The organism is Streptomyces sp. NPDC021100 (assembly GCF_044333095.1).
Classification (GTDB): domain Bacteria; phylum Actinomycetota; class Actinomycetes; order Streptomycetales; family Streptomycetaceae; genus Streptomyces.
In genome coordinates, this window is record NZ_JBIRQH010000010.1 from 117,229 (window position 1) to 135,798 (window position 18,570).

10 protein-coding genes are annotated in these 18,570 nt (G+C 76.2%); 1 reads left to right on the top strand and 9 read right to left on the bottom strand.

The genetic code is table 11. The features are described 5' to 3' along the window. Nucleotides 1-44: 44 nt before the first annotated feature. The 7 genes from ACH4PU_RS19755 to ACH4PU_RS19785 all read right to left on the bottom strand — a co-directional run bounded on the left by ACH4PU_RS19755 (nt 45) and on the right by ACH4PU_RS19785 (nt 14,650). The gene (locus ACH4PU_RS19755) at nt 45-2,675 is read right to left on the bottom strand and encodes a condensation domain-containing protein (protein WP_398273228.1); all 2,631 of its coding nucleotides are present in this window, start codon (nt 2,673-2,675) and stop codon (nt 45-47) included. Beyond that, a complete protein-coding gene (locus ACH4PU_RS19760; protein ID WP_398273230.1) occupies nt 2,672-6,802 on the bottom strand; it encodes an amino acid adenylation domain-containing protein in 4,131 nt (1,376 codons plus the stop codon). The genes ACH4PU_RS19755 and ACH4PU_RS19760 overlap by 4 nt, the downstream gene beginning before the upstream one ends. A gap of 50 nt (nt 6,803-6,852) precedes the next feature. Beyond that, on the bottom strand, nt 6,853-8,010 hold the full coding sequence (locus ACH4PU_RS19765) for an acyl-CoA dehydrogenase family protein (protein ID WP_398273232.1): 1,158 nt from the start codon (nt 8,008-8,010) through the stop codon (nt 6,853-6,855). After that, nucleotides 8,007-11,114, bottom strand: coding sequence for an amino acid adenylation domain-containing protein (locus tag ACH4PU_RS19770; RefSeq protein ID WP_398273234.1), 3,108 nt, complete (start codon nt 11,112-11,114; stop codon nt 8,007-8,009). Before ACH4PU_RS19770 ends, ACH4PU_RS19765 begins: the two co-directional genes overlap by 4 nt. A gap of 144 nt (nt 11,115-11,258) precedes the next feature. Then, a complete protein-coding gene (locus ACH4PU_RS19775; RefSeq protein ID WP_398273236.1) occupies nt 11,259-12,524 on the bottom strand; it encodes a non-ribosomal peptide synthetase in 1,266 nt (421 codons plus the stop codon). A 68-nt stretch (nt 12,525-12,592) separates the two neighbouring features. Further along, nucleotides 12,593-13,843 carry an MFS transporter gene (locus tag ACH4PU_RS19780; protein WP_398273238.1) on the bottom strand — a complete coding sequence of 417 codons (1,251 nt, stop codon included), beginning with the start codon at nt 13,841-13,843 and terminating at the stop codon, nt 12,593-12,595. A gap of 309 nt (nt 13,844-14,152) precedes the next feature. Next, the gene (locus ACH4PU_RS19785) at nt 14,153-14,650 is read right to left on the bottom strand and encodes a MarR family winged helix-turn-helix transcriptional regulator (protein ID WP_398273240.1); all 498 of its coding nucleotides are present in this window, start codon (nt 14,648-14,650) and stop codon (nt 14,153-14,155) included. 55 nt (nt 14,651-14,705) lie between these two features. Here ACH4PU_RS19785 and ACH4PU_RS19790 point away from each other — a divergent pair, with 55 nt between their 5' ends. Further along, nucleotides 14,706-15,845, top strand: coding sequence for a hypothetical protein (locus ACH4PU_RS19790; protein ID WP_398273242.1), 1,140 nt, complete (start codon nt 14,706-14,708; stop codon nt 15,843-15,845). 162 nt (nt 15,846-16,007) lie between these two features. Here the strand turns inward: ACH4PU_RS19790 and ACH4PU_RS19795 are convergent, their stop codons facing one another. Both ACH4PU_RS19795 and ACH4PU_RS19800 read right to left on the bottom strand, forming a co-directional pair. Then, entirely contained in the window at nt 16,008-17,405 is a 1,398-nt protein-coding gene (locus tag ACH4PU_RS19795) for an NAD(P)/FAD-dependent oxidoreductase (protein WP_398273244.1), read from the bottom strand. A gap of 451 nt (nt 17,406-17,856) precedes the next feature. Further along, on the bottom strand, nt 17,857-18,522 hold the full coding sequence (locus ACH4PU_RS19800) for a TetR/AcrR family transcriptional regulator (protein ID WP_398273246.1): 666 nt from the start codon (nt 18,520-18,522) through the stop codon (nt 17,857-17,859). Nucleotides 18,523-18,570 lie beyond the last annotated feature (48 nt).

The window sequence follows — 18,570 nt, forward strand, 5'->3', positions numbered from 1 at the left end:
TCGCAAGAAACGGTGAAAGGGTGGGTCCGGGGCTCATCCCCGCGTCAGCCCCGCAACATTGCGGCCAATACCTCCCGCCAGCCCTCCCCTGCTCGCGGTACGAGCAACTCCGCCAACGCCTCGGCCCGATACCGATGCCGGTGGCGAAGCCCGGGAGCGGTGGTCTCCGCGGGAAGGACGGGACCCGAGGTACCCAGGAGACGAACGAGCTCCTCGGCGAGCTCGGCCCACGCCACATGTCCACCGATCGCGTTGACGACCCCGTCCACCGGCCGCTCGACACAGTGCGTCAACACCCGCGCCAGCGAGGCCGCGTGGATCCACGGCGCCCCCGCCCACGGATCACCCGATCCGGGGACGGCCCCGGCGGCCGGCAGGACGACCGGGCCGCCTGCCCGCGCCGCCTGGTAGAGATCACCGGTCGCACCCCAGCGCAACTGGTCGCGCAGCCGCGGGTGATCGCCCCAGACGATGGGCGCCCGCACCACACTCGCCCCGCCCCCGGGGCCCGCGGCCTCCAGCAGCAGGCGTTCGCAGTCGAGCTTGCCCCGCCCGTACGCGCTCACCGGCTCCTCGGAGGGCGCGCCCTCCGGGACCTCGGCCACCGACGGCGAGCCGTAGGCGTCGACGCTGCTGACGAAGACGAACGGTCCGGGACCCCGCTCCGCGAGGAGCGCCCGCATCGCGGCCACGTCCACCTCGGGGGAGGTGAAGGTGCAGGCGGAGTGGATGACCGCGTCCACGCCGCGCACGGCGGCGCGCAGGCTGTCCGGGTCGGTCAGGTCGCCCTCGGCGATCTCGACGTCGGGACCGTCCGGCACCAGGTGCGCCGATTCCGGCCGGACGAGCGCCCGCACCGGGCGCCCGCGCGCGGCGAGTTCGCGCAGGACGAACGCGCCCACGCCGCCCGTACCGCCGGTGACCAGGACCGTACCGGCCCGGGCGGACGTACGCCGCCCACCCCCGGCCCCGGCGGCCGGGCGGGCCGCCGCGCGCCGCGCCGTCCGCTCGTCGAGCAGCGCGGCGAGCGCCCGCGGCGTGCGGTGTTCCAGCACGTCGAGGCCGGTGAGGGGCGCCCGGAAGCGCTCCCGCAGCCGTTCGGCGACCCGTACCGCGAGCAGCGAGTGGCCGCCGAGGAGGAAGAAGTCGCCGTCGGGGCCCGGCCGTTCGCCGAGCAGGTCCGCGAAGACGGCCTCGACCTCGGGCGTCGGACCGGGAAGGTGCTCCGCCGGCCGGGCCGGGGCGTCCTCCGGCGCGGCCTGAGGGGTGGCGGCCGGCCGGCGCAGCGCGGCGTTCCCGGACGCGGCCACGCCCGTCAGCAGGCCCGCGAAGCCGTCCAGCAGGGCCCGAACGGCCCCGCCGTCCAGCCGCCCGGCGTCGTACTGCACCACGCACCGGGCCGGACGCCCGTCCGCCGCCTCCTCCAGGAAGAAGCCGAGGCCGAACTTGGCCGTGCCCAGCGGGACGTCGACCGGGGTGCACTCCGCGTCCGGCAGCCGCAGCCCGACGGGACCGGACACGACGTCCGCCGTCACGCCCACCAGGGCGCCGCCGTCCGTGTCCCGGGCGGACGGATCCAGCCGCCGCACGATCGCGTCGAACGGCACGTGCCGGTACCGCTGCGCCCGCAGCAGTTCGTCACGCACCCGGTCCAGCAGGCCGGTGAAGTCCTCGGTGCCGGAGAGGTCGGGGCGGACGGGGAGGGTGTTGACGCAGAGGCCGACCAGGCCCCGGTCGGCGGTCCGGTCGCGGTGGCCGCTCGCGCAGCCGACGACCAGGTCCTCGCGGCCGGTCGCCTCCAGCAGGGCGCCGAAGGCGGCCGCGAGCACCACCGTGAACAGCGTGGCCCGGTGCGCGCGCCCGGCCTCGGGCAGTCCCTCGACGGTGCCGGCCGGCAGGAGGGCGGTGAGGAGGCGCCCCTCGCCGCGCGAGCCCTGGGAGCCCTCGGCACCCGGGGCGCCGTCCGCCGGACCGGGCAGCGCGGGCGGGCGGGCCCCCGCGAGCCGCCGGGTCCAGTAGGCGGTCCCCTCCTCGTCCGCCGGCGCCGAGCGCTCCCGCCGGGCGAAGTCGGTGTAGCGCGGCGCCGGGTCCTCCGCACCGTCCGGGCGGCCCTCCACGACCGCCCGGTACCGGTCGCCGAGCTCCCGTGCGACGATCTCCAACCCACCGCCGTCCACGGCGATGTGATGCATCGTCAGGAGAACGGTGTGGTCGTCCGGCGCGTGCCGGAGCAGCAGGGCCCGCAGGACCGGGCCCTCGGCGAGGTCGAAGGGGCGTTCCGCCTCCGCCCGCAGCAGCGGACCGGCCGCGTCGGCGGCGGCCTCCACCACGGGCACCGGCACCGGCGCGGGCGGCAGCACCTCCTGGTACGGCTCGCCGTCGCCCTGCCGGTAGCGGGTGCGCAGCACTTCGTGGCGGCGCACCAGCCAGTCCAGGGCCTGTCCGAACGCCCCGCGGTCGAAGGGGCCGCGGACGCGGGTGGCGAACGGCACGTTGTACAGCGCGCCCGTGTGCCCCAGGCGTTCCATCAGCCACATGCGGTGCTGGGCGTGCGAGAGGGGGGCCGGTCCGGCGTCCTCCCGCGCGGGGGCGGGGGCCGTACGGGTGCCCGCGGCGCGGCGGCGGGCCCGGCGCAGCAGTTCCTCCTGGCGTGCGACGTCCTGAGCGGTGCTCATCGGCCCGCCTCCGTCTCGTCCTCGTCCTGGCCGAAGGCGGCGGCCAGTTCCCGTTCCACCAGCTCGGCCTGGCCCGCCACGGTCGGGGCGGCGAAGAACGCGGCGAGCGACAGCTCGACCCCCAGGTCCTCGCGGAGGTCGTCCACGATGCCCAGCGCGAGCAGCGAATGGCCGCCCAGTGCCAGGAAGTCGGCGTCCGGTCCGGTGACCTCGCGGTCCAGGGCGCGGGCCCAGGCCGCCGCCACCGCCTGCTGGAGCGGCGTCAGCGCGCGGACCGGGGCGTCCGCCGGGTCCGGGGCGGTCAGGGGCAGGCCGGCGAGTGCCGCGCGGTCGACCTTCCCGTTGGCGGTCACCGGCAGCCGGTCCGTCAGCGACCAGGCCGAGGGCAGCATGTGCGCGGGCAGCAGCCCGGTCAGGTGCTCGCGGAGCGCCGCCGGCGATGGGCGCGCGCCCTCGGCGGGGACGACGAAGGCGGCGAGCCGCGCGTCCACGCCGCCCGCGCCGTCGGACGCGTCCGGCCGCAGCACCGTCACCGCCGCGTCCGCGACGCCGGCGTGCGAGCGCAGCGCGTGCTCGATCTCGCCCGGCTCGATGCGGTAGCCGCGCACCTTCACCTGGTCGTCCAGCCGCCCGTGGAACTCCAGCGTGCCGTCGGGGCGGGCCGAGACCAGGTCGCCGGTGCGGTAGAGCCGGCCGTGCGCGGGGTCAGCGGGGTTGTCGGCGAACGCCTCGGCGGTGCGCTCCGGCTGCCCCAGGTAGCCCAGGGCCAGCCGGGAGCCGCCGATCCACAGCTCGCCCCGGACGCCGGCGGGCACCGGCGCGCCGTGCTCGTCGCGGACGTGCGCCGTCGCCCCGGCGATCGGCCGGCCGATGGGCGGCGGCTCCTCGCCGTCCGCCGGGAGCACCCGGTGGGCGGTGGCGAAACTGGTGGCCTCGGTGGGCCCGTAGCCGTTGACCAGTTCCAGCCAGGGGTGGCGGCGCAGCACGGCGTGGGCGAGCCGGCCGGACAGCGCCTCGCCGCCGACGATCACGCTCCGGAGCACGCCGAAGACCGCCGAGCCGCGGGCCGCGAGGTGGTGGAAGAGGGCCGTGGTGAACAGGGCCACCGTCGCCCCGAGCCGCTCCACGTCCCGGGCCAGGTTCTCCAGCGACTCCCGGTCCGCGGTGGACACCACGGCGGCGGCGCCGTTGGCCAGCGCCGACCACAGCTCGAACGGCGAGGCGTCGAAGGCGAGCGGGGAGTGGAAGAGGACCCGGTCGCGCGGCGTGACCGTGAGGAACTCCGGCTCCGTCACCAGCTCCGCCACGGCCCGGTGCGGGATCGCGACCGCCTTCGGCCGGCCCGTCGAACCGGAGGTGAACATGGTGTACGCGACGGCGTCCGCGTCGTACGCGCACGGCTCCGGCAGCTCCCGCTCCGCGAGCGGCGCGCCCTCGCCGGCCGTACCGCCCGCCGCCGACACGGCCAGCGCGCGGGCGGCCGGCACCCCGGCCGCCTCCAGCAGGTCCTTGCCGCCCACCGTGAGGACCACCCCGGCGTCCGCCAGCATGGCGGCGATCCGGGCGCGCGGGTAGGCGGCGTCCAGCGGCACGTAGTGGCCGCCGGCCCACCAGACGGCGAGCTGGGCCACGACGACGCCGGTCGAGTGCGGCAGCAGGACGCCGACCGCGTCCCTCCGGCCGACACCCCGGGCACGCAGTACGCCCGCCAAACGCCGTGCCGCGTCGGTCAGTTCGGCATAAGTGAGGGTGTCGTCGGCGTCTCGCACGGCGAGGGCGTCCGGCGTGGCGGCGGCGTGCGCCAGCACCCGGCCGAGCACGCCGCCGGGACGGTTCGCCACCCCGGCCGGGGAACCCGCGGCTCCCGCCAGGCGGTCCGCTCCCTCGGCCGGGAAGCCGGCGGCTTCGGCCGGGTGGTCCGTCGCTTCGGCCGGGCGGCTCGCGGCGACGGCCGTACCGTCAGCCGTCCCTGCCGCCGGCCCCCGTCGCGCGTCCAGCAGCGCGGCCAGCGCTCGCAGGTCGGGCTGGCGCAGTACCTCCGGTGCGCGCAGGCGGACGCCGCAGTGCTCCTCCAGGGCCGTCAGCAGCCGGGCCGCCGACAGCGAGTCTCCGCCGGAGCCGAGGAAGTTGGCGTCCGCCGTGAGGTCCGGGCGGCCCAACAGGTCCCGGCACAGGCCGACGACCAGGTCCTCGGTCGAACGGTTCGCCGTCCCGCCCGGGCCGTCCGCCGCCGGTTCCGCGCCCGGAGCCGCCGCCGGCCCCCGTCGCGCGTCCAGCAGCGCGGCCAGTGCCCGCAGGTCGGGCTGGCGCAGTACCTCCGGTGCGCGCAGGCGGACGCCGCAGTGCTCCTCCAGGGCCGTCAGCAGCCGGGCCGCCGACAGCGAGTCTCCGCCGGAGCCGAGGAAGTTGGCGTCCGCCGTGAGGTCCGGGCGGTCCAGCAACTCCCGGCACAGGCCGACGACCAGGTCCTCGGTGGAGGACGACGCCTGAGCGGCCGTGGCTCCCTCGGGCCGGTCGGCGAGCGGAGCCGCGGCCTCGGTGGTCCGGCCGGCCCGCGGCGTCGTGGTCTCCTCGCGGCGTCCGGCGAGCAGCGCCTCGCGGTCCACCTTGCCGTTCGCGTCCACCGGGAAGGCGTCCACGCAGCGGACCGCCGACGGCACCGCCTGCTCCGGCAGCCAGCCGCGTACCGTGGTCAGCAGCTCGTCCGCCGTGGGAGCGGTCACGCCGGGCGCCGGGCGGACGAACGCGACGAGCCGGACGCCGCCCCCGGCGGCGGTGTCCGCCGCGACGACCGTGCGCAGCACGCGCGGGTCCCGCTCGAACGCGGCCTCGACCTCGGCCGGTTCGACGCGTACCCCGCGCACCTTCAGCTGGTCGTCCAGCCGGCCCAGGAACTCCAGTACGCCGTCCGGCCGCATCCGCACCCGGTCGCCGGTGCGGTACACCCGGTCGGTGCCCGTCACCCCGGCCGGCGGCGGTACGAAGCGCCGGGCGGTCAGTTCGGGGTCCAGGTAGCCGATCGCCAGGCCGTCGCCGCCGACCCGCAGTTCGCCCGGCTCGCCGTGCGGCACCAGCCGTCCGTCGGCGTCGGTCACGCAGGCGACGACGCCGGGGAGCGGGGTGCCGATGGGCGGCGGGGCGGACGCGTCGGTGCCGTTCAGGGCGTGGGCCGTGACCAGGACGGTCGCCTCGGCCGGGCCGTAGTTGTTGTCCACGCGCGCGGTGACGTCCGGGCCGGGGACGCGGCGCAGCCGGTCGCCGCCGGTGCTCAGGTGACGCAGCGGCAGGTCGCGCGGCCAGGGGCGCTCCAGGACGAGCTCGGCCAGCGGGGTGGGGAGGATCGCCACCGTCACCCCGGCGCGGCGCCACCAGTCGGTGAGCGCCTGCGGGTCCCAGCGGACGTCGTCGGGTGCGACGCTCAGTGTGGCCCCGGACGTCAGGCCCGCCCACAGCTCCATCAGGTGCGGGTCGAAGGCGACCCCGATCAGCAGGTTGTGCCGGTCGCCCGGCCCGCAGCCGGTGCGCCCGGTGTACCAGTCCAGCCGGGCGGCCAGCGCCGCGGAGCTCACGGCCACGGCCTTCGGCACCCCGGTGGTGCCCGAGGTGAGGACCGCGTACAGGGTGCCCTCCGGCGCGCCGCGCCGGCTCTCCGTGGGGGAGGCGGGGAACGCCGCGACGGGGTCCCCGGAGACGTTGGCCCCGGCCGCCGGGAGCGGCAGCGGGAGCGTGCCGCCGGCGCGAGCCGCCTCGGGCAGCGCGTCGGCCGTGCCGACCAGGCAGGTCACCCGGAGCACGTCCGCGACCGCCGCCAGCCGGCGCTCGCCGGGGCGCGGCCCCAGCGGCAGGTAGACGGCGCCCAGCCGGGCCAGCGCGACGGCGGTGGCGGCCAGGGCGGCGGAGCGGTCCAGGCAGACCCCGACCAGGTCGCCCGGCCGCACCCGGTCGCGCAGCGCGTCGGCGGTCCGGTCGGCCAGGGCGTCCAGTTCGGCGTAGGTCCAGCTCAGGTCGCCGTCCTCGACGGCGGGGGCGGACGGGTCGCGCCGGACCCGGTCCGTGAAGCGGGCCAGGACGTCGTCCGGCCCGCGCTCGGCGCGCTCGGCGCCGTACGCGACAGATGCAGTGGTCATGATGTCCTCGGTTGGCACGAAGAGTTCGGTGGGAAGGCCGGAACGCATGGTCAGCCCAGCCCCATGGCCCGGGCGACGATCACCTTCTGGATCTCCGAGGTCCCCTCGATGATCGTCATCATCCGGACGTACCGGTACAGGAACTCCAGCGGATGCCCGCGCACCCAGCCCGTGGCGCCGTGCACCCGCAGCGCGCGGTCGACCACGCGGACGGCCGTCTCGGAGGCGGTGAGCTTGGCCAGCGCCGCGTTCTCCGGGGCCTCCACGCCGTCGTCCACCAGCCGGGCGCAGGCCAGCGTCAGCAGCTTGGCCGCCTCGACCTCGGCGCGGCTGCTCACCAGGTGCTCCTGGACGTGCTGGTAGGCGCCGATGCGCTCGCCGAACGCCCGCCGCTCGCGGGCGTACTCGACGCCGAGCCGCAGCGCGTACTCGGCGATGCCGTTGCACATCGCGGCCACCACCAGCCGGCCCCGGGACAGGCTGTCGATGCCGTGGCCCAGCGCCGCGCCGATCCCCGGCTCGCCGCCGACGACCGCGTCGGCCGGCAACTCCACGCCGTCCAGGATCAGTTCGTACAGTTCCTCGCCGGACATGCCGGTGTAGCACTGGCCGATGCGGAGCCGCGGGTGGTCCATCGGGACGACGAACGCCGTCGCGCCCGCCTCCGCCTGGGCCACGACGATCGCGAAGTCCGCGTGCCCCGCGTTGCTGACGAACGTCTTGCGGCCGGACAGCACCCAGCCGCCGTCGTCCCGCCGGCCGGCCGTGCTGGTCAGCCGGAAGGCGTCGGATCCGGCGTTGGGCTCGGTCAGCGCGAGGCAGCGCGTCGCCTCGCCGCGCACCAGCGGCATCAGGTAGCGCTCGATCTGCTCGGGCGTGCCCTGCCGCAGCAGTGGACTGGGCCCGTCCGAACCGGCCAGCGCGTACGGCGCCAGCGGGCAGCCGCTGCTCCCGGCCGCGTGGTGGAGCTGGACGACGGCGGTGAACGGCATGCCGGAGCCGCCCAGTTCCTCCGGGTGGTCGGCGGCGTAGAAGCCCAGCTTCGCCGACCGCCGGCGGACGTACGCCCGCAGGTCGGCCGGGGGCAGGTCGCCGCCCTCGGGCAGCTCGGCGGCCAGCGGCACCAGCTCCCGGCGGACGAACGAGGCGAACGAGTCGACGATCTCGCGGTGGTCGGCCTCCAGGACCGACGACGGGGAGGTGCTCATCGGACCGCCTCCGCCACCGCGTGCGCCTGCTCGGACAGGACGGGGTTCTGGAACAGGACCCGCAGCGGCGGGCGGCCGCCCAGCCGCGGCTCCAGCCACGCGGCGAGCTGCGCCGCCAGCAGCGAGTGGCCGCCGACCTGGAAGAAGTGGGACGCCGGGGTGAACCGGTCGTGGCCCAGCACCTCCCGCCAGCCCTCGGCCAGCAGCTCGACGGCCGGGTCGGCCGCGGTCTCCGGCGCCTCGGGGGCCGTCTCCTCGGCGGTCTCGGCGAGGTGGGCCAGGGCCGTCCGGTCCGGCTTGCCGCCGGACAGCAGCGGCATGGACTCCAGCCGGATCCAGCGGGACGGGACCAGCGCGGCCGGCAGCCGCCCGGACAGCGCCCGGTGCAGCGCCACCTGGTCCGGCTCGGCGCCGCCGTCGAGGAAGCCGACCAGGCAGGGGCCGGCCGCCGAGCGGCCCAGCACCACCGCGCAGGACCGGCCGCCGAGCTCGGCCGAGGCCGCGGCCTCGATCTCCTCCAGCTCGATGCGGTAGCCGCGCAGCTTGATCTGGTTGTCGTGCCGGCCGAGGAACCGCACCAGCCCGTCCCGGCCGGCGAAGCCCAGGTCGCCGGTCAGGTAGACGCGCTCGCCGCCGAGGGCGGGCACGGGCACGAACCGGGCCTCCGTCGCCTCCTTGTTGCCCAGGTAGCCCTCCGCCAGGCAGGCGCCGGAGACGGCCAGCTGGCCGACCGCACCGGCGGGCAGCGGACGCAGCCCCGTGCCCAGCACGTGCACCCCGACGCCCGGCAGCGCGGCGCCCAGCGGCACCTCCGCCGCGTCGTCGAAGCCCTCGCGGACCACCTCGTGCACGGTGGACGTGATCGTCGCCTCGGTCACCCCGTAGGCGTTGAGCACCGTCGCGTCCGTCGCGTCCAGCACCTCGCGCAGCGCCGCCGCCGGCAGCCGCTCGCCGCCGGCCACCAGCAGCCGCGGCGCCCACATGCCGTCGCGCAGCGCCTCCGTCAACTCGGCGCGCGTGGCCAGGAGATAGCTCGTCGGCAGGTTCGCCACCGTCACCCGCCGCGAGGCGAGGACGGCGACCAGCTCCGCCGCCGTCGGCACCTCGCGCTGCGGCAGCACCAGGCAGGAGCCGGCCAGCAGTGACGGCAGCACCTCCTCCAGCGCCACGTCGAACGACGGCTGGGCGAAGACGAGCACCCGGTCGTCGGGCGACAGGGCGTACCGGTCGGCCGTCACCCGCGCGTGGTGCGCCAGCGCGGCCCGGCCGACCACCACGGCCTTCGGCAGGCCCGTCGAGCCCGACGTGTGGATGACGTACGCCGCGTCCGCCAGCGGCTCGGCCGGCTCGGCGGCCGGGAAGACCGGGCCGTCCAGCAGGGCCAGCGGCAGCCCCTCGGCGGGGAGCGACAGCGCGCTCTCCCGGTCGGTCAGCACCAGCGCCGGGCGCAGCCGGCGCAGCAGCGTCTCCAGCCGGTCCGCCGGGTCGTTGGGGGAGAGCGGGCAGTACACCGCGCCCGTGCGGAGGCAGGCCAGGAGCGTCACCACGCTGTGGACGCCGCGCGGCAGGACCGCCGCCACCGGCTGTCCGCGCCGCACTCCGGCGGCCGTCAGCCGGCCCGCCAACTCGTCGGCCATGCTGTGGAGTTCGCCGTAGGTGAGCTTGCGGGCACCGCTCAGCAGGGCGACGCGGCCGGCGCCGTGCCGGGCGAGCGGGTCCAGGGCGTCCTCGACGTCGTTCGCGGGGACGGCCACGGCCTCGGGCACCGGCTCCGGGTCGAGGGCCGCGGCCGGCGCCGACGGCGCGTCCAGGTAGGCGCGGACGAGGCGCAGGAAGCGGTCGGCGAGGAGCCGGGCGGTCTCCTCGTCGAACAGGTCCCGGTCGTAGTCCCACACCAGCGTCATCCCGCCGGTCCCCGACCGCGGCCCGACCATGCGCCGGTCGTCCGGGATCAGCACCAGGTCGAGGTCGAACCGGGTCGTCCCGGTGTTGAAGCCCTCGAACAGGGAGACGTCGAGACCCGGCACCTCCGTCTCCGGCAGCACCGCGTCGTGCGCGCTGAACATCACGTCGAACAGCGGGTTGTCCGCGCCCGAGGTGTGCAGGCCCAGCTCCCGCGTCAGCACCTGCACCGGCACGTCCTGGTGCGGCAGCGCCCGGATCAGCCCGTCGGTGACGTCGTCGACGAGGGCGTCGGCGCCCGCCTCCGGGTCCAGCCGCAGCCGCAGCGGGATCGTGTTCACGAACATGCCGACGGTCTCCTCGAAGCCCGCCGGACGGTTGCCGACCGCCGTGCCGACCACCAGGTCCGTCCGTCCGGCGTGCCGCCGCAGCAGCTCCGCGAAGAGGGCCAGCAGGGTGGAGAACGGGGTGTGGCCCTGTGACCTGCTGAACTCCCGCAACCGCTCGGCGAGTTCCGGCTCGACGGTCTGCCGCAGCTGCGCCCCGGCGTGCCGGCGGCGGGCGCCCGGCCGGGCGAGGCCGGGCAGCGGCAGGTCGAAGGTGGCGCCGTCCAGCTCGCGCCGCCAGTGCGCCAGCCCGGCCGCCCGCCGCTCCTCGCGGCCCGGCCCGGTGGCCGTCGCGATGTGCTCGGCGTACGAGGGAGCCTCGGGCAGGTCGACGGGCTCGCCCGTCAGGTGCGCCCGGTAGACGGTGAACAGGTCGCGGAGCAGGATCGCGAACGAGTGCCCGTCGTGGACGAGATGGTGCTCGACGTGGACCAGCCGGTGGTGACCGTCCGCCAGCCGGGCCAGGGTCCAGCGCAGCAGCGGCGCCTCGTGCACGTCCAGCGGCGTCTCGGCCTCGGTGCGCAGCAGCCGGGCGAACGCGGCCTCGGGATCGTCCTCGCCGCTCAGATCGACGGTCCTCAGGCGTGGCGGACAGCTCTCGCGGATCCGCTGCCCGGGCAGCCCCCCGGACGTCTCCACGAGTTCGAGCCGGAGCCCGGGGTGCCGGTCCAGGACGGCGGCGAGGCCGGCCCGCAGGGCGTCCTCGTCGAGGTCGCCGCGCAGGTCGAGGGTGGCGGTGAAGTTGTAGGCGCGGCTGCCGGGGAGCATCTGCTCGTGCAGCCACACGATCTCCTGCGAGGTGGAGAGCGGGAACACGTTCTGCCTTTCCGTAGGGGTGGGGGATGAGGCGGGTTTTCCGAAGGTCCCGGCGTCGTGCCGTCGGGTGGGACGGGGGCGCGCCGGGGCGGCGGCCGGCCGGTGGGCCGGGACGCCGGAGCCGGTGAGGGAGGAGTGGGTGCGTCAGGCGGTGGCGAGGACGGAGACGAGGGCCGCGAACGCGTCCTCGGCCCGGTCGTCGTCGATGTCCGAACGCCGCCACGCCATGCGGACGAGCAGGTCGTCGCCGTACGAGACGGACACCGCGAACGGCGCCTGGAGCGGCCGGTCGTCGAGGTGCGTCTCGCGCCCGGTGGCGCCGCCGAGCCGCAGCGGTGGCCGGCGGGCGAGGTCCTCGAAGGTCAGCAGCCCGTCGAACCGCCCGGACCAGGGGACGCCGGCGCCGCGGGCCGCGTGGACCACCTCGTCGAAGGGGGCGTCGGCGTGGTCCAGGTCGTCCCACCAGGCGGCGGTGCGTTCCTCCGGGCCGTCCGCGTCGGCCGGGTGGGCGACGGTGTTGAGGAAGCAGCCCAGCACCGGCTCGGCGGCGGCCGGTCTGCCGCCCCACGGGTAGCCGAGGGCCGGGACGTGCTCCGCGCCGTACAGCGTGCGGGCGGCGCGGGCGCAGGCGTCGAGCGCGACGGGGAAGGCCGCCGCCCGGCCGTCGCCGGCCGGGAGCGGAAGCCGCAGCCGGGTGCTCCCGGTGCCGGCCGCTTCCGGGCGCTCCGGGAGCGGGGGCGGCGGGCGCAGGCCGGCCAGCCGGCGGGCCCAGTAGGCGCGGGCGGCGGGCGCGGATGCCCGTTCCTCCGCCGCGAGTTGGAGCTCCACGGCCTCGCGGTAGGCGGCCACCTTGTCCGCCGCCTGTGTCTCCGGGACGTCGTCGGGGCCGAGCCCCTCGGCGTAGGCGCGGGTGAGGCCGTCGGTGATGCCGCCGAGCGACTGCTCGTCGCAGACGGCGTGGTCGAGGACGAGGGCCAGGACGTCCTCGGCGCTTCCGCGGGTGAGGAAGAACCGCAGCGGCGGCCCCTCGGAAGGCCAGTCGGCCAGGGCTCGCGGCAGCACCTCCGCCGCCGTCGCCCCGGGCGGCACCGGGACCTCGCGGACCCACCCCCCGGGCTCGCCGATCCGCTGCACGGGCACGCCCCGGCTCACCTCCGGGCGCACCCGCAGCGCCGGGTGCAGCGCGGCCAGATGGCCGGCGGCGACGCGCAGCCGCGCGGCGTCGACCGCCCCGGAGGGGAAGGCGAAGAACAGGGGGACGAGCGCGGGCCGCCCGGCCGGGTCCAGCCGGCGGGCGAGGAGGAACCTCCGCTGCGCCCCGGTGACGGGCAGCGGGGCGCCGGCGCCCTCGGAGCCGGTGAGCCGGCGGTAGCGGTCGAGGTAGGAGGACGTGATGCTGGGGGACTGCACGGTGACCTCCCGCGCGCCGGGAGCGGCGCGGCGGTTCGAAGGGCCAGGGGGTCAGGGAAGGAGGGGGCTCAGCCCGCGACGGGGACGGCCGGCAGGTCGCGCAGCCGCCGGAGGGGCGAGAGCAGGAGGGGCAGCGGCACCAGCAGGAAGCCCGCGGCGCACAGCCAGACGGCGGTACGGGCGCCGTACGCGCCGGCGACGGCCCCGCCGAGCAGGGCGCCGAAGGGCATCGTGCCCCAGACGAGGAAGCGCAGGGTGGCGTTCATCCGGCCCAGCAGCGCGTCGGGGCAGAGGAGTTGGCGGAAGCTGACCTGGGCGACGTTGTAGACCACGGCGCCGAAGAAGACCACGGCCTCGCCGACGGCGAACCAGGCCGCCGCGGCGCCGCGCCCGGCCAGCGGCCAGAGCAGGGCGAACGGCCCGGTGACGAGCGGGGCGAGCCAGATGACGCGGGCTCTGCCCACGGCCCGGCCGAGGACGTCCGCGCACAGCGCCCCGCCGAGTCCGCCGACGGCCGCCGCCGACAGCATCAGCCCGACGGCGCTCGCCGGCAGGTCCAGCACCCGGACCAGGAACACCGTCTGCACGGCCGTCAGCATGGCGGCGAAGAAGTTCGCGACCGCCGTCGAGCAGGCGATCATGCGCAGGGCGGGGTTGCGGAAGACGAAGGCGAGCCCTTCCAGCACCTGGGCGCGCAGCGGCTCGCCGTTGGAGGGGGCGGGCGGGGGCTCGGGGGCGCGGATACCGCGCAGGCAGAGGGCGGAGAGGAGGTAGCCGACCGCGTTCGCCAGCAGGGCGAAGGGCGCGCCGGCGAGCTGCACCAGGACGCCGCCCACTCCTGGCCCCGCCATCTGGGCGGAGGAACGGACCGTCTCCAGGGCGCCGTTGCCCGCGACCAGCTTCTCGCGGGGGAGGAGGGACGGCAGATAGCTCTGGTGCGCGATGTCGAAGAAGACCGTGGCGACGCCGGTGATCAGGGCGACCACGTAGAGCTGGGTCATCGTCAGGACGCCGGCCCAGGCGGCCAGGGGCAGTGCCGCCATGGCGAGGGCGCGGACGAGGTCCGCGCGGATCAGCACCGGGAGCCGGCGCATCCGGTCCACCCAGGCTCCCGCCGGCAGTCCCACCAGCAGGAACGCGGCGGTCTCGGCGGCGGTCAGGATCCCGGTCTGCAGCGGCGAGGCGTCGAGCTCCACCACGGCGACCAGCGGCAGGGCCACCAGGGTCACCTGCGCGCCCAACTGCCCCGCCGCGGCGCCGGACAGCAGCAGCCGGAAGTCCCTGCCGCGTAAGAGGCCGCCGCCGCTCTCGGACGTCATTGACAACATTTGACAGAGATTTGGCTACGTCGACGCGTTCAGTCAAAAACTGCGGCTATTTCCGGTCAGTTGTGTTCGGATTGCGGACAGTAATGACAGGCTGATCGACGGGGGTCGGTGAACGACTTCGGTCCGTCAGGCGAACGACACATGACGTGACGCCTGGTGCGCTGCGTGACCGACGGGGGGAGCGGCCCGGAGCGGTCCGGAAAGGGGCGGGTCGCGCGGATGTCCGGATTTCGGTGCCCGGGCCGGTGTTTCGGCCCGGTGCGACGGTCGTTCCGGTACGGCCATGGTCCCCGCGCCGCCTCAGCCGCTCTGCACCTCGTGCACCCAGGCGGTGAGCCCGGCCACGAACCCGGCGCGCTCCGCCGGACCGAGCGTGGCCAGCGCGCGCAGCAGCGGCCCGCCGCGCCGGACCATGAACGTCTCCAGTGGGGCCCGGTACGCCTCGGCGAGGGAGACCAGGACGCGGCGGCGGTTGGCCGGGTCCTCGGTGCGGTCCACGACGCCCGCCCGGTGCAGCCCGCCGACGAGTTCGCTCGCCGTGGGCAGCGAGATGTGCAGCCGCCGTGCGATCTCGCCGACGCTCAGCGGCCCGGCGGCCAGCAGCTGCGGCAGGACGGCGCCGTGGCGAGCCGTCAGTCCGTGGGTCTCCATGGCGTCGCGCAGCGCCGCCGGCATGAGGTCGCGGACCGCGCCGGCGCGGAAGTGCGGCTCCAGGAGCGGGATGAGGCCGACGACGAGGGTGTCGTCGGGGTGGCGGGGCGAGGGGGCCGGGGGTGTGGGGGTTTCCGCGTGCGGCATACTGCGGAGTGTAAACGGTTCGGATTCACAAACTATTCGGAACTCCGAAGGGTTGGTGTCCCACGTGTCACCGGTCACCTATTACGACGCCGTCAACGACGCCCTGGAGCGGCTCGACGACCTCGGTTACGAACGAGGCAAGGGCGTGGACCTCGCCAATCACGGTCCGATGGGGGCGGAGGCGCTCGCCCTGCTGGGCCACGAGGACGAGGTGTCCCGCTGGGTCGTCCGCTACCGGCGGGTGATGGAGCATCATGAACCGCCGTCCGAGCGCTTCCCCCTGTCGGCGGACGAGAGCTCCTGGCGCCCCGCGCTCGGCGACTTCCGCCGGGCCGGCGACTGGGAGGGCCTCTTCGTCCGCGAACTCGCCGAGGCGCACTGGCGGGACGTCCTCGCCCGGTGGTGGCCCCGGCTGCTGCCCGGGCTGTTCGCCGGCCTCACCCACGGACTGATCCGCACCGCGCACGCCGTGCGCGGCCTGTCCGCCGCGGGCGACCGCCCGACGCCGTACCAGCACCGCGAACTCGCCCGCGGGCTCGCCTACTGGGCCGCCCGCTACACCGAACTCCCCGGCACCCCGCGCCTCGCCGGGACCTACACCGTCCCCGCCGCCGTCGCCGCCCTGCCGCGCACGGCCGAGGACCGCCCGTTCGACGCGGCGATCGTCGGCGGCCGGTTCGCGGCCCTCGGGAGGCTCCCTGCGTACGGGGACGCGCTGGAGTGGCTGGCCCCCGAGGAGGCGGCGCACCTGCTCGGCGAGATGACCTGCCAGTTCGCCGACGTCTACCTCGGTCACCCCGAGGTGTTCCCGGTACCGCTCGTGCACGGCGTCACCGCCCCGGCCGCCGTCCGCCTCGTGCTGCCGCACCTCCCGCACGCACTGCACGGGCCGACGGCGGCCCGGCTCTGGCAGGTGCAGTCCGCCTTCCTGCTGGCACTGACCACCGACCGGCGCGGCGAGGGCACGGCGGCGTGGCGCGAGGAGGTGCCGGAGCTGCCGCCGACCGGCGAACTGGCCGCCAGGGCCGCCGAACACGGCGACGAGCACGTCATCAAGCTGACGGAGGCCTGCCTGCGGGAGTACGCCCTGCGGCCCGACCTCCGCTACCTCGCCGCCGCGGCCGCCGCCCAGCGGCGCATCCCCCGCCTGGACGCGGGCGGCGGCGTCAGCCGGGTACGGCCCGGCACGGCCTGACCGCCGGACGCCCGGCGGACACTCGCCGGGTGCCCGTCGGACGTCTGCCCGGCCGGTCGGTGACCCCGGCCGGTCGGCGACCCCGGCCGGGAGGTGGTCCGGGCGGCCGGGCGGCCGGATGGGACGGCCCCGGCCGCGGCGATCCGCCCCGCCCGCCGCCCCTCACCCCGTGACGGCGGACGACGACGTACGGGCCCGGATCTCTTCGGGCGTCAGATAGGCGTCCGTGTACTCGAAGTCCCGCAGGGTGGCGGGCCGCCGGCTCTGGAAGCCCGTGCGGACGTAGTCGTCGCCGGCCGCCGCGTTCAGCAGCCAGTTGGTGGCCGTCCGCACCTTGGCGACGTTGGTACGCAGGGCGAGCAGGTGGTACCCGCGCGCCACCGCCTGTGCCGGCAGGCCCGTCAACTGCACGCCCAGCGGCTTGGAGACGGCGTCCTTCCCACCCAGGTCCACCACCAGGCCCAGGTCCTTGTGGACGTACGGGCGCAGCTGCTCGCCGCGCAGCGACGCCACCACGTTGTCGGCCACCACCTTCCCCTGGCGCTGGGCGTGCTGGGCCGTGGGCGGGCAGACCGCGCCGTCGCCCTTGGCGCGGTCCGGCACGGCCGCGGCGTCGCCGAGGGCGAAGACGCCGTCGAAGCCCGGCAGCGTCATCCGGTCGGTGACGGCCAGCCGGCCCTTGACGGTCTCGGCGCCCAGCGTGCCCACCAGCGGACTGGCGGCCACCCCCGCCGTCCAGATCAGGGTCCGGCACGGCAGCTCCCGGCCGTCCGTCAGCGTCACCCGGTCCGCCCCGGCCTTCGCCACCGAGACGCCCAGCGACACCTCGATGCCGCGCCGCCGCAGCGTACGCGCCGCCTCGGCGCCCAGCCGGTCGCCGAGCTCCGGCATCAACTTCGGCGCCACGTCCAGGATGTGCCAGTGGACGTCCCGCGGATCCAGCCGCGGATAGCGCTCGCAGGCCGCCGTGGTGATCCGCTGCAGGCACGCCGCCGTCTCCGTCCCGGCGTACCCGCCGCCCACGACGACGAAGCGCAGCCGCGCCTCGCGCTCGGCGGCGTCGGTGGCGGCGTCGGCCAGGTCGAGCTGGGCGATGACGTGGTCCCGCAGGTACGCCGCCTCGGCCAGCGTCTTCATGCCACGGGCGTGGTCGGTCAGGCCGGGGATGTCGAACGTGCGGGTGATGCTGCCCGGCGCCAGCACGATGACGTCGTACGGCTCGTTCACGACCTCGTCGGTGATCTTCCGTACGACACACACCTTGGCCGCCGCGTCCACCCCGATGGCCCCGCCCGGCAGCACCCGCGTCCGGCGCAGCCCACGGCGGAGCGAGACCGCCACCGACTGCGGGGTGAGGACCCCGGAGGCCACTTGGGGGAGCAGGGGCAGATAGAGCTGGTAGTCGAAGGGCGTGACCAGAGTGATCAGCGCTTCCTGAGGCTTGAGCCGGCGCTCCAGCCGCCGGGCGCACTCCACACCGGCGAACCCCCCGCCGACGATCAGAATCCGAGGCCGGCCCGTGGTCCGGGCGGCCTCCGTGGTGTTCGTATGCGTCGTCATGGTGTGACGTGTGCTCGCTGGGCGGCGATTCAGTGCTGATTCCCCGAACGCCCGGTGCCCCGGCGGGCCGTACCGCGCGCGGTGGCGGACCTCGGGCCCGCGCTTCGTGTGGCCGCCGGTCGAGGACGCGGACCGGACGGTCACCGCACCACCCCCGCGTGCGGGGACACTCCTTCCGCGACCGGTGACGAGACGGGCGCGCGCCAACCGGCCGAGCAACCCGGCGATCCCGCTGGACTCGGCCGACGCGTAGCAGCGGTGCAGCGCGTACCCGGACGGCTCGCGCGTAGGCCGGCACGCGGGGCACCCGGGTGCCCGGCCCGCCGTCCCGCGGCATGCGCAGGGCCACGCCTATGGACGGCGAGGGAAGGTCCAGTGGCCGCGCATGCCGCTCGGCGAGTACCCGGTCCCCCACCGGACCGAGGCCACGGTGGGGGCACCGCCACCGGGCTCACCGCCGGACGGCACGCAGTCCGTCCAGGAGCAGCCGCAGTCCGAACTCGAAGTGTGCCGTGAAGTCCGTGCTGGTGAGCACCGGCAGGGTGGCGGCGAGGTGCGGATACGTCCCTGCCGTCACCGCCTCGCGCAGGACACCCGCGTCGGCGGGCTCCCCGTCTCCCGGCCGGAGGGCGGCCTGTTCCTCCAGGGTGTGGCCGACGGTGAAGCTGGTCACCGCGTAGAGCGCCCGCGCCGCTTCGTCGTCGCCGAAGCCCGCCTCGCGCAGCACGCCGACGAGGCTGTCGGCGAAGTTCAGGGTGTTCGGGCCGGTCGAGTGCGTACCGGCGAAGACGCGTGCGCCGTCGCGATGGGCGAGCAGGGCCGTACGCAGCGCGCGGGCGAGGCGTGCCGCTCTTTCGCTCCAGTCGCCGTCCCCCGTCGGCCCGGCAGCGTCGGCGACCTTGTCGGCCATGCGCTCGGCCATCGCGGTGAGCAGGTCCTGTTTGGTCGCGAAGTAGCGGTACAGCGCACCGGCCCGGACGTCCATCGCATCGGCGAGCCGGCGCATGGTCAGCGCGTCGAGACCGGACTCGTTCAGCAGGACGAGGGCGGTCCGGACGGTGCGGGCCCGGTCGAGTCGTGCGGGCCGGCCTCTGGTCGGGCTTGACGGGGAGCTCATGGACCTCACTATAGTGAACAGCGTTCACGTGAACGCTGTTCACTAAAT